This is a genomic window from Hominibacterium faecale (genome assembly GCF_020734085.1).
Taxonomy (GTDB): domain Bacteria; phylum Bacillota; class Clostridia; order Peptostreptococcales; family Anaerovoracaceae; genus Hominibacterium; species Hominibacterium faecale.
In genome coordinates this window covers 131,928-147,100 of the sequence record NZ_JAJAGH010000008.1, presented here as the reverse complement: position 1 = coordinate 147,100, position 15,173 = coordinate 131,928, and the positions used below count along the sequence as shown (strand labels likewise).

At 46.8% G+C, this 15,173-nt stretch carries 15 protein-coding genes; 4 read left to right on the top strand and 11 right to left on the bottom strand.

What is annotated here, in order from left to right; all coding sequences use genetic code 11:
* Window positions 1–52: 52 nt before the first annotated feature.
* The 3 genes from LG211_RS12070 to LG211_RS12060 are packed head-to-tail and all read right to left on the bottom strand — an operon-like array spanning window position 53 to window position 2,297.
* Window positions 53–820, bottom strand: coding sequence for an ABC transporter permease (locus LG211_RS12070; RefSeq protein WP_265333481.1), 768 nt, complete (start codon window positions 818–820; stop codon window positions 53–55).
* A 2-nt stretch (window positions 821–822) separates the two neighbouring features.
* A complete protein-coding gene (locus tag LG211_RS12065; protein ID WP_269477606.1) occupies window positions 823–1,545 on the bottom strand; it encodes an ABC transporter permease in 723 nt (240 codons plus the stop codon).
* On the bottom strand, window positions 1,542–2,297 hold the full coding sequence (locus tag LG211_RS12060) for an ABC transporter ATP-binding protein (protein WP_148395865.1): 756 nt from the start codon (window positions 2,295–2,297) through the stop codon (window positions 1,542–1,544). Before LG211_RS12060 ends, LG211_RS12065 begins: the two co-directional genes overlap by 4 nt.
* Window positions 2,298–2,441: 144 nt before the next feature.
* Here LG211_RS12060 and LG211_RS12055 point away from each other — a divergent pair, with 144 nt between their 5' ends.
* Both LG211_RS12055 and LG211_RS12050 read left to right on the top strand, forming a co-directional pair.
* A complete protein-coding gene (locus tag LG211_RS12055; protein ID WP_148395866.1) occupies window positions 2,442–3,149 on the top strand; it encodes a response regulator transcription factor in 708 nt (235 codons plus the stop codon).
* Entirely contained in the window at window positions 3,146–4,555 is a 1,410-nt protein-coding gene (locus LG211_RS12050; RefSeq protein WP_269477605.1) for a sensor histidine kinase, read from the top strand. Before LG211_RS12055 ends, LG211_RS12050 begins: the two co-directional genes overlap by 4 nt.
* A gap of 55 nt (window positions 4,556–4,610) precedes the next feature.
* Here LG211_RS12050 and LG211_RS12045 read toward each other — a convergent pair whose 3' ends face one another.
* The 4 genes from LG211_RS12045 to LG211_RS12030 form a co-directional block, all read right to left on the bottom strand.
* A complete protein-coding gene (locus LG211_RS12045) occupies window positions 4,611–5,261 on the bottom strand; it encodes a hypothetical protein (RefSeq protein WP_269477604.1) in 651 nt (216 codons plus the stop codon).
* A gap of 25 nt (window positions 5,262–5,286) precedes the next feature.
* Complete coding sequence (locus LG211_RS12040; RefSeq protein ID WP_269477603.1) at window positions 5,287–7,095, bottom strand: SH3 domain-containing protein; 1,809 nt, start codon at window positions 7,093–7,095, stop codon at window positions 5,287–5,289.
* 162 nt (window positions 7,096–7,257) lie between these two features.
* Window positions 7,258–7,533 (bottom strand): putative Se/S carrier protein, encoded by a 276-nt coding sequence (locus LG211_RS12035; RefSeq protein WP_269477602.1) that lies wholly within the window; start codon window positions 7,531–7,533, stop codon window positions 7,258–7,260.
* A 21-nt stretch (window positions 7,534–7,554) separates the two neighbouring features.
* On the bottom strand, window positions 7,555–8,766 hold the full coding sequence (locus LG211_RS12030) for a D-alanyl-D-alanine carboxypeptidase family protein (protein WP_148395871.1): 1,212 nt from the start codon (window positions 8,764–8,766) through the stop codon (window positions 7,555–7,557).
* Window positions 8,767–9,189: 423 nt separating this feature from the next.
* Here LG211_RS12030 and LG211_RS12025 point away from each other — a divergent pair, with 423 nt between their 5' ends.
* Together LG211_RS12025 and hcp are read left to right on the top strand one after the other, a co-directional pair.
* The gene (locus LG211_RS12025) at window positions 9,190–9,900 is read left to right on the top strand and encodes a 4Fe-4S dicluster domain-containing protein (RefSeq protein WP_148395872.1); all 711 of its coding nucleotides are present in this window, start codon (window positions 9,190–9,192) and stop codon (window positions 9,898–9,900) included.
* Between the two features lie 17 nt (window positions 9,901–9,917).
* On the top strand, window positions 9,918–11,507 hold the full coding sequence (gene hcp, locus LG211_RS12020; protein ID WP_336246064.1) for a hydroxylamine reductase: 1,590 nt from the start codon (window positions 9,918–9,920) through the stop codon (window positions 11,505–11,507).
* Window positions 11,508–11,553: 46 nt separating this feature from the next.
* Here hcp and LG211_RS12015 read toward each other — a convergent pair whose 3' ends face one another.
* The 4 genes from LG211_RS12015 to LG211_RS12000 form a co-directional block, all read right to left on the bottom strand.
* Window positions 11,554–12,444 carry an SPL family radical SAM protein gene (locus tag LG211_RS12015; RefSeq protein WP_269477601.1) on the bottom strand — a complete coding sequence of 297 codons (891 nt, stop codon included), beginning with the start codon at window positions 12,442–12,444 and terminating at the stop codon, window positions 11,554–11,556.
* A gap of 70 nt (window positions 12,445–12,514) precedes the next feature.
* Window positions 12,515–12,883 (bottom strand): ACT domain-containing protein, encoded by a 369-nt coding sequence (locus tag LG211_RS12010; protein WP_227755337.1) that lies wholly within the window; start codon window positions 12,881–12,883, stop codon window positions 12,515–12,517.
* An 18-nt stretch (window positions 12,884–12,901) separates the two neighbouring features.
* The gene (locus LG211_RS12005; RefSeq protein WP_269477600.1) at window positions 12,902–13,864 is read right to left on the bottom strand and encodes a DUF4097 family beta strand repeat-containing protein; all 963 of its coding nucleotides are present in this window, start codon (window positions 13,862–13,864) and stop codon (window positions 12,902–12,904) included.
* A 125-nt stretch (window positions 13,865–13,989) separates the two neighbouring features.
* Complete coding sequence (locus LG211_RS12000) at window positions 13,990–14,652, bottom strand: TetR/AcrR family transcriptional regulator (RefSeq protein WP_148395876.1); 663 nt, start codon at window positions 14,650–14,652, stop codon at window positions 13,990–13,992.
* Window positions 14,653–15,173 lie beyond the last annotated feature (521 nt).

Here is a 15,173-nt window from a genome sequence, read left to right as displayed (position 1 = left end):
AGAAGAAGGACCGGCCGCATCGCAAGCAGTCGGTCCTTTTCCTCTCATAGTTTCACCCTCTCCTTTCCGCCTGCCCGAAGCGGACGCAGGCAATAGAAAGACAAACAAACGTGATAATGGCGGCAGTTGGGACCCACGGCAGCAGCTCGCAGGGAAACGTTCCCATATGCGTGGCCAGTTCATGCATCCTGGCGGTAACAACCCGAAATGGGTAACACATCGGATAAGCAAACCAAATCCTGGTGTTCATGGCCAATACCGAAGGAACGATGGCCGCCAGTCCAATCCCCACGGAAAAAACCGGAGTTTGAACGCAGACAGCGATCATCCAAAATACGGCTGCCATGGGCACTGCCGCCAGATAAACGGAGCCGGCCAGTTTCAACACCTTTTCCAAATCCTGAACAAACGAATAATCTTCCGCTGAGGATGCTGCAGCAGCGCTTAAATAATAACAAAGCACCATCATAGCCATCTGTATCGCAGCTAAAAGAAGCAGCAATATAAATTTTGCCATGCACAGTTTGGCCGGGGATATGGGGAGGGAAAGCATCTTCAAGATGCCATGATTTCCCCGTTCTGTTTGATTGAGCAAAACGGTGCCAATTACCAAGCTGGCCGGAAACATAAACCAGGCCAGTCCCAGAAAGCTTTGCACCAGAAAATTGTCTTCCGGCAGAATGCCCTCCTCCTGCATGTTGAAATTGGTATCGGCATTGATAATCATCGGAATCCAGAGAATAACAATGGGGATCAGCAGAATCAAAAGAATTTTTGAACGCCGGATTTTTTGCCTTTCTATATCGATCATGGTTATCATATTCACCGCACATTCCTCCTTATCTTCAAATAAGCCAGCTCTGCCGTCCCAAGCACTACACTTTCCGCCAAAACTCCCCAAAGGAATTCCACCGCGCGTCCGTCCTCCATGCTGCATAAATTCCGGAACGGAAGGGAAAATGGAAAGAGCGATGAAAGAAAACCGGAAGCGGGAATCACCACTGTGATAAAGATGCCGATCACGCCGATCCCCAGAGATACCCACATATTCCTGCATGCAGAGGAGACTGCGGCCATGAGAAGCATGACCGGTATTGCCAAAACCAGGCTCAACCCCATTGTTTGAAGCAATTTGATCCAAACTGCTTCTGAAGGAGAGAACCAATGCCAGAGACAGAAGGCAAAGGCAGCGCTTTCCAAAACTGCCATTAGAAGCAATGCGGAGAGCAGAACCATGCACTTGCTGAAAAAAATCCCCCAGGCGTTAGTCGGCAAGGTTTCCATCTTCTCCATACCATTGTCGGAAAACTCTATATGATACACAATACACCCGCCGATCACGATCATAAAAACATTGAGCATAGCCACCATCTGCCAGTTGGCATCCATCAGAACCTTTATAGACGAACCGCCCATCGATGTGAAAACATCTTCTCGAAAAGCCATATTGCCAACAGGTATGGCGGCCGCCAGCAGTCCGGCTCCCGCAAAAGCGGGAAACAGTCCGGTCCGTTTTACCTTTTTCAATTCTAAAAAAACGCTCATCGACCGCGCCCCCTTTTTTGGTTATCTTCATCAATCATCGCTAAAAAGGTATCCTCAAGATGTTGGTTGGAATAACCTTTTTGGACGGCCAGCTGCTTTAAAGCTTTGAGAGAGCCTTCAAAGAGAAGCCTGCCATGGTTGATGATTCCCACGTCATCAGCCATCAGTTCAATTTCCGGCAGCAAGTGGGAAGACACCAATACTGTACAGTCAAACTGTTTGGGAAGATTCCGAATCAACGTTCGTATCTCGTGGATTCCAACCGGATCCAAACCATTAGTGGGCTCATCCAAAATGAGAATCGGCGGTTTTCCAATCAGCGCGCCCGCCAGCCCAAGCCGTTGTTTCATCCCCAGTGAGTACTTCTTAGCCAGCCGCTTCCGATGCTCCGTCAGGCCCACAAGCTCCAGGGCCTCCTCCACGGCCGACTTGGGCAATCCCAAGATTTTTCGGATAAGCTCTAAATTTTCTTCGCCGCTGAGATTAGCATAAAAAGCCGGCGCTTCGATAAAGGATCCGATTTCTCTGAGAATGGCCTGCCGATCTTTAGGATATGACCTGCCGTTTATGAGAAAATTACCCCGGGTTGGTTTGATCAATCCCAAAAACAATTTCATGGTCGTAGACTTCCCTGCCCCATTGGGACCTAAAAATCCATATACGCTGCCGCTGCGGACATGGAGATTCAGATTGGATACTGCCTTAAAATCTCCATAGGCCTTTGTCAATTTATTTGTCTGTATGATGTTCATATCACCATCTCCTTTCTGATCACAATTCCATTCTACATCCTCATCCTTACGCCTGCTTTCTCATAACCTTACATTTGCCTTACATTTGCTTTGCAATGAAAAAAACCATGTTTTCGGTAGTATAATATGGGTGAGGTGATCAACATGAACGATGATTTTTTAAAGGGAAAACCGATTTTGCTTGTGGATGATGAGCAAGAACTGTTGGATTTAGTCACATCCATTCTTAAAGATGGCGGCTACACACACATCTACACGGCCCAGACTGTTTGCCAGGCTGTAAAGACGGCTGAACTGGTTGAGCCCCAACTGGCAGTCCTGGATGTGACGCTGCCCGATGGGGATGGTTTTTTTCTAATGAAAGAATTGAAGAAAATGGCTGACTATCCGATTTTATTTCTTTCTGCCCGGGGAGAAGACGAGGATCGCCTGGAAGGGCTGGGGCTGGGCGCTGACGATTATATTGTCAAACCATTTCTGCCAAAAGAATTGCTGTTTCGGATCAATGCGATCCTGCGGAGAAGCTATAAAAACGAGAGCCCGCTTGTGCGGCTCCATGCCTGCAAAATCGATTTCAGCAAGGCGGAAGTCATCAAAAACGGCGAACATATATCCCTGACAGCCAAAGAGCATGATCTGCTCTTTGCACTCTGCCAGGGGGCAGGAAAAATCGTTACCATCGACACGCTATGTGAAGCAGCCTGGGGTAGCAATCCGTACGGCTATGAAAATTCTCTGATGGCCCATATACGGCGTATACGGGAAAAGATTGAAGACAATCCGTCAAAACCCAAATCCCTGGTTACAGTCAAAGGTTTGGGATACAAATTAATTGTGGAGGACAAGCAATGAGCAGCGCAATGAAATTGATCCGCAGATTTATCGTAATTCTTTTTCTGTCCATCTGCCTGCTGTTTATCTTCAATGTGGTGCTTTTTTTCTATCTGTCCTATCATCAGGCCGGAAACCAGGGCGGCTGGAAAGCGGCGGAAACCATTTCCCAGTCCTTACTAAAGGATGACCGCGGCAGCTACCGACTTTCTGAAAAGGGGGCAGCTACTTTGGATGAGTATCAGGCATGGGCCATTCTCATCGATGATCGCACCGGGAAGGTCGTCTGGCATAGCAGCAATCTTCCCCAGGAGGTTCCCCTTGCATATTCTGCTGCAGACATCGCCAGGGCAGTAAGAGGATATATCTGCGATTACCCCACTACTACCAGCGGCCACGGTAAGGATTTGCTGATCCTGGGTCACCCCAAAACCGCCTATTGGAAATTGATGCATAACACCTTTGATTACCAGACCATTGCCAGTCTGCCCCGCCACTTATTGGTGTTCACCATCTGTAATCTGGCTGCCATTTTTCTCATCTACATGGTTGCCGCCACAGGAATCTTCCGTTCAGTGAAACCGATTCTTTGTGGTATCGAGGCCCTTCCTGAAGGCGGAAACGTCTATGTAAAAGAGAAAGGGCTTTTATCACAGCTGGCAGCATCCATCAATCGGGTCTCGGAAACCTTGAATATGCAAAAACGGCAGATTCGAAAAAAGGAAACGGCGCGGGCGAACTGGATCGCCGGGGTATCCCACGATATCCGTACGCCGCTGTCCATGGTCATGGGGTATGCCGGTCAGTTGGAAGAGGACCAGGCGCTGGAAGAGCCTGTACGCCGCAAAGCATCTGCGATTCGCCATCAGAGTGAGAAGATAAGGAATCTGGTGTCCGATCTGAACCTGGCATCCAAACTGGAATACAACATGCAGCCGCTAAAAATGGCCCCAGTCAACATGGCTGCTCTGACCCGGCAAGTATCAGCAGATTTTATGAATATGGATATCGAGGACAAATATCCCATTAGCTGGAATGGCTCAGAAGAAATGAATGCCTGTTTTGTTTTGGGCGATAAAGACCTTCTGCGTCGGGCGTTTTCCAATATCATACAAAACAGCATCAACCACAACGATGGCGGCTGTGGAATCTATATCACCTTATCGGAAAAAGACGGTCAGTGCGCAATCCTGATGGAGGATGACGGGATCGGCGTCAGCAACGCTCAGATTGAAGAATTGAACAGCAGCCCCCATTACATGGTCTGCAACGATCAGATATCCCGGCAGCGCCATGGCCTGGGTCTTTTAATCGTCAAACAAATCGCCGCCGCCCATCATGGCAGTGTAACCATTGGCCGCAGTACTTATGGGGGCTTTTCTCTTTTGCTGGAGTTTCCCATCTGCCAAGAGAATCACAATTCTTAACGTTACTTTAGAAGCACCAAAAAAGAGCCACAACAGGCTCTTTTTTGTGTATCATTTATTTTCTACGTTTCAATTTCCAAACAATCAAACCGATCAAGATGATGATGACTGCCGCTATTGCGATCAGCAGCGGGTAATTGATGCCTGATCCTTCGCTGTCTTTTTGCTGTGCCTGGTCCATGGTGGACTCATCTGCAGCTGCTGATGAAGTCGGCTGGGTCGTTTCCGCTGCAGTCGTTTCTTCCGTCGTGCTCTCTTTCGTAGCTTCCGTCGTAGCCTTAGCGCCTGTTATTTTTACCGTGCTGTCCGCCGACGGATTGCCCAGTGACTGGTCGCCGTCTAAATTCTGAGTTTCTAAAGTTTCCAAACTGAGCTTCACATTGCCGGAAGCCTTTGCCTTAAATTTCACATTAAAGGATATCTTTCCGCTGGCATCGCCGGCGTAGGACTTAAGTTCCACAAGGCCAGCGTCGCCCTGGCTGCTGCCGCCGGACACGTACTCCAGCTTGCTGTTATCGTACGTTAAGTGCCCATTTACATACCCCAGAGAGCTGCCTTTGTAGGTCACCGTAACTGTCAGCGTTTTTCCCACCTGAGCGGAACCTCCGGAAATGGAAACGCTGGAACTGGCGGCAAAGACCGTACTGGGAACCAGAAGGGCAAACAATACCATGACTGCTGTCCATATTCTGAATGTCTTTTTCATTTCTTCTCCTCTGCCTTACCATTTATCACGGTTTTGCGCATGGACTTGACGGCATGCTGTTATAAACCGGAATATGGAATACGATTGGATAGTTGTCGCTGGCTTCATATGCGTACTTGAGAATCTTTCCTTCGCTCTCAGCGCCGGAAGTATTGGTCATATACTGATGGGAAGCCACATTGTTCAACCCGTTCATTACATTAAACTTCTTCGTATAATATGTATACTGATTATTCGTCAGATAGTTGCTCGAATAATAGCTGGCGCCGCCGGACAGGGATTTTTCTATGGTATTCCATGGTCTGCCATAGCTGGTAGCGCCGGTGCCCGCGCCCTTGGCCCACCACAAGCCGCGCTGAGTCGCATTCATGCCGTTGGCTGTATAAGCTCCGATATTAAAATGATTGTAGTAACCCTTATACCCGGAATAATTTCCTGATATCAGGCCGCTGCCGCCTCTCCAGCCCTGCTCCATAATGACCATAGCTGTGATCACATTGGGGTTTACTTTAGAATTGACACCCGCATTGTACAGATAATTGATGTAGCTGGTGGTATTCATAAAGCAACTGCTTCTGGATACCATGCTCTTGATGGTGTTCTTGTTCTGCGACGCCGAATCGAATTTATGGTCCATAAATTGATAGATTGAGCTTTCCGTCAGGAAATTTCTAGGATCCATATAATGGGCAACAATCTTTTCGGATGCCGCGTTCCATCTGCCGTCAAAGGTCGTATATTTTCCAGTAGAGCTGTTATAGGCTCCGGCTGCTTTGGATTTCCAGGAATCGGGCGAAGTCGGCTCAACCAGATTAATTCCGATCTTCATTTCCTTTGACAACATACTCGACCAGGTAAGTCCCGTTTTCTGAGCCTTGAAAATCCACTGGGGATGGGCTTTGTGCAGGGTTCTCAGTTTAGTTTTATAGCTGTCCGGGAATCCTTCGCTGGTCATCCAGGTCTCAAACTGGGCATCGCTCAGGTTGGAACCGCTGCCGGACGGCGCCTGCGAACCGGCGGTATCCGTCAAGGTGACATAACTGGAGAGCACATAGCCCTTCTTGGATGACGTATAATTGAATTTATACCATACTTCCCCGGAAGAATTGGTTACCTTGGAAAGAACGGTGATCGACTTTCCTTTTGCCACCGAGCCGATCTTGGAGTAATTAGTCCCTGCTCCGCTTCTAACATTGAGCGGTCCGTTTTTTATTTTAGCCTTTTTGTTCAAGGCTGTCTCTTTATTCTTTGAAGACGACGAAGCTGCCTTTTTCACAGTCACGTACTTGGAATGAACATAACCTGTTTTAGAGCCAAATTTAATTCTGTACCATTTAGCCTTATCCGTACCCTTCTTTTCGCCGGTAATGGTTACAGATGCTTTTTTCTTTACCGTTCCAATTTTCTTATATTTGGTCCCGGCGTTGCTTCGCACATTCAAAGGACCGCTCTTAATCGTTCCCTTCTTTGACGGTGAATACGTTTTCAGTTTGCCTGCAGAAGAAGAATTCTTGGAAGTGGATTTCACGGTTACATATTTTGCACATACATATCCATTTTTGGATTTAAACTTGAACTTGTACCACTTGGTCCCATTCTTATCTTTTTTCGTTCCTTTGATGGTTATGGTTTTCCCCTTGGCAATGGTTCCCAATTTTTTATACTTTGTTCCGGCATTGCTGCGCACGTTCAATGGGCCATTTTTGATAGTTCCTTTTTTCGTTGCGCCGTACACATCTGCCTTCCCTGCCGCTGGCAGGATTGCAAAAACAGTCATTATCATAAACAGAGCTGTTACGACCGCAATGCATTTGCTGTTAATCTTTGTTGACATAATCTTTTACTCCTGTTGAAAAAAATTCCCCCCATATTCGACTTTTACTTACTAGAGTTTACCTTATTGTTCCTGAAAAGTCAATGATTCGACAATTTTTTTACAGTAAATTGAAATAAAAAAAGACTGCTAGGTTTCTTTACCATAACAGTCTTTTTTCGTTTATTGGATTCTTCGGTATTCGGGCTTTCCCTCCATGTATTCCACATGGAAGATTCCTTTCATATCGATCTGACATTCTGTAAGTGCAGCAATCACCTTCTGCAGGTCGTGCCCTGTAATATACAGTGCCTGGCCGCAGGATCGCAAAAGCTGGGTGGGTACGCGTCTCACCTCTGAGCCAATTCCCCGTTCCATCAGTTTATCTCGTGCATACATCGCCTTGTAAAAAGAAGAAAATGTGAATATATATTCTAACTTTGTTTCAGGTCTGTGCAAAAAAAGGACCTCCTGTCTATACTATATGATCTTTTTCATCATTTGTATGTAAAGATCCTTTATAGACGCCTTCTTTGCACTCTCTGCCGCTACAATGGGGAATCGTTCTTTTTCCACGCCATCCTGATATACGACCAGTTCTCCCAGCTGCTGACCTCTTTTCAGCGGCAGCGGCACATATCCTTTCATTTCCACTTTTGTTTTGATGCTATTCTTTTTTCCCTTTTTCACCAGAACCGCCACATCGTCTTCCATAACCACATCGATTTTTGACGGGGTTCCTTTTTCCAGTTTGAGCGCCTTTTGAACCTGGCCTTTTTTGGCTACTTTGACGCTTTCAAAATTGGAAAATCCGTAGTCAAACATCTTACTAATTTCTGCAAACCGTACTTTCGAAGTAGATGCACCCAAAATCACGCCAATCAATCGGGTCCCGTTCCGCTCCGCCGCACCCGACAGACAGTATCCCGCATCCTGGGTAAAACCGGTTTTAATACCAATGGCGCCGGGATAAATCTTAATAAGCCGGTTGGTATTCGTAAGCCCAAAATCCTTTTCCTTACCCGGCAGGCCTACTTTAATGGTCGCCTGCCATTTGGTGAACCACTTTTGGGTTTCGGGGAAGCGGATCAGGGCTTTTGACATGATTGCTATATCATATGCGCTGGTGTAATGATTTGACACCGGAAGTCCGTTGGTATTGACAAAATTCGTGTCTTTCATATCCAGTTCCGCCGCCCGTTTGTTCATTCGCTCGACAAACATTTCCACGCTGCCGGCAAGATGCTCAGCCAGAGCCACCGCTCCGTCGTTGGCGCTGGCCATGGCCACGCCCATGAGCAATTCCTCAACCGTATGCTGTTCACCCGGTTCCATATACATCTGGCTGCCTCCCATGGCGGCAGCCCGCTCTGAGATCGTGACCGTATCGCTCAGGTTGATCTTCCCCGACTCGCAGGCTTCCAAAATCAGCAGCATGGTCATAACTTTCGTCACCGACGCCGGCGGAAGCCTTTTATGCGCATTTTGAGCGAATAACACTTCGCCGCTGGTAGCATCCATGAGTACGGCTGCTTTGGCGTCCACTTTAAGTCCGGTCTCTTTCTGCGAAGGTTCTACTTTCGCATTTACAATGGAAATGCTCCTTTCTTCGGGGCGGAATCGATCGATCCCCATAAAGCCCCCTATTAGCAGAGCCAGCACCAGGCATCCGCTGATAATCCTTTTTTTCACACAAAAAACCCCCTTGTTTGCAAATAGCTACTACTAACATATTCGCCCTGCCTGGGTTTAGCACAATTAGTTCCATTTTTGACCTCGACACTTTTCAACATCCCCAAGTGGCTTTTTTCCAGGGCCGGAGGGTTTATCCACAAGATTTTAAAAATCGTATACAATTTTATCCCGTGTTTGCTGTGGATAATTACAAATTTGCAACACCTTAAATTTCAACGTTTTATACCATTTCGCCAAATTACTTATCCACAGTTTTTAGAGCCCCCAAAAAAAGTTACGCAGTATCCAAACATTTTACCAAATTATGGGCATAACTTTTAAAAAAAGTTTTTGTTTCGTTGTATTTACAACATACTTATGGCGCCCATTCTTTTAAAATGAGTATATCAAATCAAGCAAATCTGATTGGAGGATCAAGTTATGATAAGAAAAATTATTGAAATTAATGAAGAAAAATGCAATGGCTGCGGTTTATGCGCCGAGGCTTGCCACGAAGGCGCGATCGGCATGGTCGATGGTAAAGCCAAACTCCTGCGCGACGACTATTGCGATGGCCTGGGCGACTGCCTGCCCACGTGTCCCACAGGAGCAATCACTTTTGTGGAAAGGGAAGCTGCGGCTTATGACGAAAAGGCGGTTCAGGAAAATAAAAAGAATCCGTCCCAGCAGCCCCTTCCCTGCGGCTGTCCAGGTACCAATTCCCAAACAATCGACCGGGCCCAGACAGAATCCAGCCGCGCCGAAATGCCGTCTGCACTCGCACAAAACCAGCTGAATCAGTGGCCGGTTCAGATCAAACTTGTCCCGGTACAGGCTCCCTATTTTCAAGATGCTAGTCTGCTGATCGCTGCCGATTGTACGGCCTACGCTTATGGGAATTTTCACCAGGAGTTTATGAAGGGCAAGATTACACTGGTGGGCTGCCCCAAGCTGGACGATGTGGACTATACGGAAAAGTTAACGGAGATTATCCGTCATAACGATATCAAAAGCGTTACCGTTGTCCGCATGGAAGTTCCCTGCTGCGGCGGCATCGAAGCGGCAGTGAAAAGCGCATTGCAGGCCAGCGGCAAATTCCTGCCGTGGCAGGTAGTAACCATTTCCACAGACGGCAACATTTTAGATCGATAAACGAGGAGGACCAGAAAATGAATCAAATGTTTTGTTATCAATGTGAACAGACGGCCGGATGCAGCGGCTGCACAGGGGCAGCGGGTGTCTGCGGCAAAAACGCCAAGATTTCTAATTTGCAGGATGAATTGACAGGAGCGCTGATCGGCCTTGCCAGGGCCTCTGACGGAAATCAGCCCGGCCCGGCTGCGCACAAAGCGATGATCGAAGGGCTCTTTGTCACGGTCACCAATGTAAACTTTTCCGAAGATGCCCTCAGGGATCAAATTGAAGCCGTCCATCGCCAGAAGGCGGCCCTGATCCCCCAATGCAGCGATTGCGGCAGCCCTTGTATCCGCAACGATGATTACGACATGAATCTTTTATGGAACGCTGATGAGGATATCCGCTCCCTCAAGTCCCTGATTCTGTTCGGGCTGCGCGGCATGGCCGCATACGCTTACCATGCCCTGGCTTTAGGCTACAGCGATGATACGGTTAACCAATTCTTTTATAAAGGGCTCTTTGCCGTTGGTGAAGATTGGACTATGGAGCAGCTGCTCCCAGTTGTTATGGAAACTGGTGAGGTCAATTTGAAGTGCATGGAGCTTTTGGATAAAGCCAACACCTGCGCATATGGAACGCCCGCTCCGACTACCGTTTCCCTTGCTGTGGAGCCTGGACCGTTTATCATTATCAGCGGCCATGATCTGAAGGATCTGGAACGGTTGCTTATACAAACAGAAGGAAAAGGATTAAGCATCTACACCCATAGCGAAATGCTGCCTGCCCACGCTTATCCCCAGTTGAAAAAATATGCCCATCTGAAAGGCAATTTTGGAACTGCCTGGCAGAATCAGCAGAAAGAATTTGACGGCGTTCCGGCTCCGATCCTCTTTACGACCAATTGCCTGATGCCGCCGAAAAAGAGTTATCAGGACCGGGTGTTCACCACCGAAGTGGTGGCTTATCCCCAACTGACCCATATCGGCGAGGGCAAAGATTTTACACCTGTCATCGAAAAGGCATTGGAGTTGGGCGGATATGCACAGACTCAGCAGTTTACCGGAATCAACGGAGGCAGCCAGGTTACGACCGGTTTTGGACATGGAACGATCCTGGCAGCGGCCGATCAGGTCATCTCGGCCGTTAAGTCGGGCGATATCCGCCATTTCTTCCTCGTCGGCGGCTGCGACGGAGCCCGCCCGGGAAGGAACTATTATACCGACTTTGTAAAAAAGACGCCATCTGATTCGGTTGTTTTGACCCTGGCCTGTGGAAAATATCGTTTTAATGATTTGGACCTGGGCGCAATCGGCGGACTGCCCCGCATCATGGATATGGGCCAGTGCAACGACGCCTACGGTGCTGTCAAGGTGGCGTTAGCCCTTGCCGATGCCTTTGAATGCGGTGTCAATGATCTTCCGCTGACCTTGGTGCTGTCCTGGTTCGAGCAAAAGGCGGTATGCATTCTGCTGACACTACTATCTTTGGGGATCAAAAACATCTATCTGGGACCTACATTGCCAGCGTTCATCTCGCCCAATGTACTCTCCTATTTGGTGGATAACTTTCAAATCCGCAAGACATCTTCACCGGAAGAGGATTTGGCCCGAATTTTAGGATAATCATTAAAAGAGGCTGGGACGCGAAAAGTGTCCATAGCCTCTTTGTTCATTCTATTCTTTCTGTATTCGGAAAAAAGCTAAGCTGGCGGGCCTCTTCCTTATCTTTAAATTCTGCCAAATACTTGAAGATTTCATTTATATCGCAGAGGATCCCATGTTTCTTGCAAGTCGTTTTCAGCAGCCTCATTAAATCCTGGTTTTTGGGACTGTTCACTTGATAAGCATTTCCGTATTCTTCAATATACTTCTGTTTTAGTCCCGGAAAATAGCGGTCCAGCTGTTGGTAAAAATATTCCCGGTTTCCTTCCCGCAAAGTAAGGCCCATTCCAAAGCAGATAATTCCATGCACTCCGGCTTCTATACAGCCTTCTAAGAGTCCTTGAAGGTTCTCCTCCGTATCGTTGATATAGGGAAGGATGGGGCTGACCCAGACGATCGTTGGAATGCCATTATCCCTCATGGTTCTCAGCATCGCAAGACGCTGCCCCGTGGCAGCGACGTTGGGTTCCACGATTTTACACAATGCGTCGTCGTAAGTGGTAAGAGTCGTTTGCACTACACATTTGGTCTTTCGATTAATTCGGCAAATCAGGTCCAGATCACGAAGGATACGATCAGACTTGGTATGGAGTACAGCGCCGAATCCGTACCGCTCAATCAGTTTCAGGCATGCTCTCGTATGCTCAAGTTCCATCTCTAAAGGGATATACGGATCGGTCATCGCTCCGGTGGCGATCATGCATTTTTTCCGTTTGCGTTTCAGTGCATCTTCCAAAAGCTCCACTGCGTTGGACTTCACTTCGATGTCTGTGAATGCATGGGGCATATGATAGCATTTGCTCCTGGAGTCACAATAAATACAGCCATGGGAACAGCCGCGGTACAGATTGATGCCGTTCTTTGCTGAAAGAATTCCTTTTGCCTTTACCTGGTGCATGATTCATCCTCCTGCTGTTGTTTTACACGATCATACCGCATCAAACATGACAGCTGTATGGCTTGTTTGATTAATCAGCGATCTCATAACCTTCCTTTTCCAGTATGCGGAGCGCTTGTTCAAAGTTTCCTTCCTTTACCAGCACATAGTCAGTGTTATATGTGGACACTACGAAAATCCCAATCTGGTTATCCGCCAAAATTCCCGATATCTTTGACAGAATTCCAATCAGTGAAAAATCCAAAACACCCTGAATGCGGAACGCTTTCCAGCCGTCTTCCCTTTCCAGCGTACCAGCCGGAGCGCTGCCTGTTTCACAGACCAGCGACAGTTCCTCATCGGTCCTGCCGATAAAGTAGAATTCATCCTTTAAGTTCACTTGGGATAAGTCCTTAATTTTACATACGGAAAAGTCTTTGTCAATTTTTTTTAATTCCATGTTATTCCTCCTCGTATTCTATTTGACCATTATATCACCATTTTTACTGGATAGACTAATGGAAAATTTGGCAGAACGTCCTATGATACCTGCAGTATTCCTTTCTTCCACCGCCAAGCTGCCATCAAAAGGCGTAGTGATCTTTCCGTTTTTTGCTGAGGCAGAAAATTTGCAGCTCAGCCCCTCCGGCAAGCCGATTTCCAGCTTTCCGTTTTTGGTGGTGACATTAACATCCTCTCTTACTTCCATCACATTCACTTCGGCTGAACCATCTCCGGAAACCACAAAGGTTCCGCCTCCCTTTAATCCTTCGATAGTAAGATCTCCGTTCTTGGTTCTGCAATCCCCCTTCCCAGACACATCTTTAATGACTGTATCCGCTCCAGTGGTTTCCGTAACAAAGAGAGAAGTTTCCAATCTTGTCAGCTTCACCGGACCATTGGTGCTGACGACAGTCACCGTTTCTGATGTAAGGCCCGAACCTCTAATTTCTCCTTTTGTCGTAGCTATCCGTATGGAATTTGCAGCAAGATCGGATGCCCGGATCAAACCGCTCGTCGTATCTAGTTTCAAATTTCCCATTAATGTCACAGGCCCAGTTTCGATAGTCCCGCTGGTGGAATGGAGCGAAAGATTCCCTCGATAGTTCTTTGGTATGTAGAGTTCAATATAAGAATCAAAATCCGATAAGAGCGGACGCTTTCCCTCCGAAACCAATAGACTTCTTTCTGTCTCCAGCCTTTGGCCATAATATTTCTCTTTATCTCTGCTCAAATATTCCTTGACCACCACTTGCTCTTGTTCACCTGCAAACAGACGGATATCGTCCGCATCATAATCCAATTCAATCTTTTGAAACCGATCTGCGTCAAACCTCATCGTATTGACAAGGGAAGGCGCTGAATCCCCTTCTCCGCATCCCCATAGCAGGACCGCCAGCACAGCCGCCCCCAGTAACCCTGATAATACTTTCTTTTTCATCGATGTATTCCTCCTTATTTCTTGACTGAACCGTTCATTCAATTTCTTTATATTTTTTAACGGAGCATCAATCGCTCCGTTCAGATTCGGTCATCCATTATCCGTATGCATCATTGCTCGATCCTTTACTGCTTGTACGCATGGATCAAGTTATCCAGGCAGACCTTTTTCGCAGTCTCCACCGGCAGATCCTGCTCCAGCTCAAACGCGTCGTTCATGATGTGCATCCCCCACCAGCACAAAGTTTCTATGATCAGGCGGACGCAATAAACCGGCTGCTCCACTTTGCGGAACATTCCCTGTTCCATATAGCCGTTCACATACGCCAGCATTTGATCGAAAAATTGTCTGCGATACGCTTTATAGTAACCGGCCAGCTTTTTCAATGTGTCGGGATTTTTTTCGATCATCAAGCATCCGGTTCCGTATCTGGAAATAATGTCAAACGCATGGGAAAGCATTTGTTCAAAAGGATAATCCTCCAAGTGGTTCAGATGGGACGCGAATTCCTTTGTATTGTTTTCAAATACCTCCATGATTTCTTCTTCTAGGGAATCAAAGATTCCCGGGTCGACCGGCAATTCAAACTCTCTGTTTATGAAGGCCGGGTCGATGGTTCCTTTCAGAACGAAATGAAGCAAATCTTCTTTTCCAGCAAAATAAACATAGAGCATGCCTGTGGATAAGCCGATCTCCTTGGCAATATCCTTCATTTGGGTTCGTGCATATCCTTTATTAATAAACAAATGGCTGGCTGCCTGATAAATCACATCCATCCGGTTTTTCATATCCCACCTCTGTCATTATTATTGAATGGTTCATTCAATAATATATCAAACTTCTACCTATTGGTCAAGCAAAATTCAAAAGGGATGGTGGACAGATCTTGCTCCTTTTCTATAAAATGAGGCCCCGCAACTCTACGTAAAGATTCCGTACTTTCTCAGAAATTTACAGGAATGACTCGGAATTTGATCCCGACTAGAAAAAGCAGCAGCCCTGCTATATACAAATAGAAAACCAGGCAGCTAAAATGTAAATAATTTCTAAATCTATTCGAAATGCCTGGTTTTTGCAGCAATGTCCATATAAATTTGGCTTTCCCCGGCCTATTTCTTCCAATTTTTAATAAATAGCAGAAGTCACAGGACGAGTTAGCGCAAACTTTCCAATTTCAATCTCATCTTTCACAGCAAATTAATCCTGTTCAATCTACCGAACATAAAGATTTTTCCATTTTTATATGGACATTGCCCTCAAAACAGCTAATTTCGAATAGAAATTAGCAAAAAAACCTTAATCCGGGTTT

Bases quoted from the DNA above. Each gene is read 5' to 3' on its own strand.
- LG211_RS12070 (WP_265333481.1), bottom strand. From the start codon at position 820: ATGATAACCATGATCGATATAGAAAGGCAAAAAATCCGGCGTTCAAAA.
- LG211_RS12065 (WP_269477606.1), bottom strand. From the start codon at position 1,545: ATGAGCGTTTTTTTAGAATTGAAAAAGGTAAAACGGACCGGACTGTTT.
- LG211_RS12060 (WP_148395865.1), bottom strand. From the start codon at position 2,297: ATGAACATCATACAGACAAATAAATTGACAAAGGCCTATGGAGATTTT.
- LG211_RS12055 (WP_148395866.1), top strand. From the start codon at position 2,442: ATGAACGATGATTTTTTAAAGGGAAAACCGATTTTGCTTGTGGATGAT.
- LG211_RS12050 (WP_269477605.1), top strand. From the start codon at position 3,146: ATGAGCAGCGCAATGAAATTGATCCGCAGATTTATCGTAATTCTTTTT.
- LG211_RS12045 (WP_269477604.1), bottom strand. From the start codon at position 5,261: ATGAAAAAGACATTCAGAATATGGACAGCAGTCATGGTATTGTTTGCC.
- LG211_RS12040 (WP_269477603.1), bottom strand. From the start codon at position 7,095: ATGTCAACAAAGATTAACAGCAAATGCATTGCGGTCGTAACAGCTCTG.
- LG211_RS12025 (WP_148395872.1), top strand. From the start codon at position 9,190: ATGATAAGAAAAATTATTGAAATTAATGAAGAAAAATGCAATGGCTGC.
- hcp (WP_336246064.1), top strand. From the start codon at position 9,918: ATGAATCAAATGTTTTGTTATCAATGTGAACAGACGGCCGGATGCAGC.
- LG211_RS12015 (WP_269477601.1), bottom strand. From the start codon at position 12,444: ATGCACCAGGTAAAGGCAAAAGGAATTCTTTCAGCAAAGAACGGCATC.
- LG211_RS12010 (WP_227755337.1), bottom strand. From the start codon at position 12,883: ATGGAATTAAAAAAAATTGACAAAGACTTTTCCGTATGTAAAATTAAG.
- LG211_RS12005 (WP_269477600.1), bottom strand. From the start codon at position 13,864: ATGAAAAAGAAAGTATTATCAGGGTTACTGGGGGCGGCTGTGCTGGCG.
- LG211_RS12000 (WP_148395876.1), bottom strand. From the start codon at position 14,652: ATGAAAAACCGGATGGATGTGATTTATCAGGCAGCCAGCCATTTGTTT.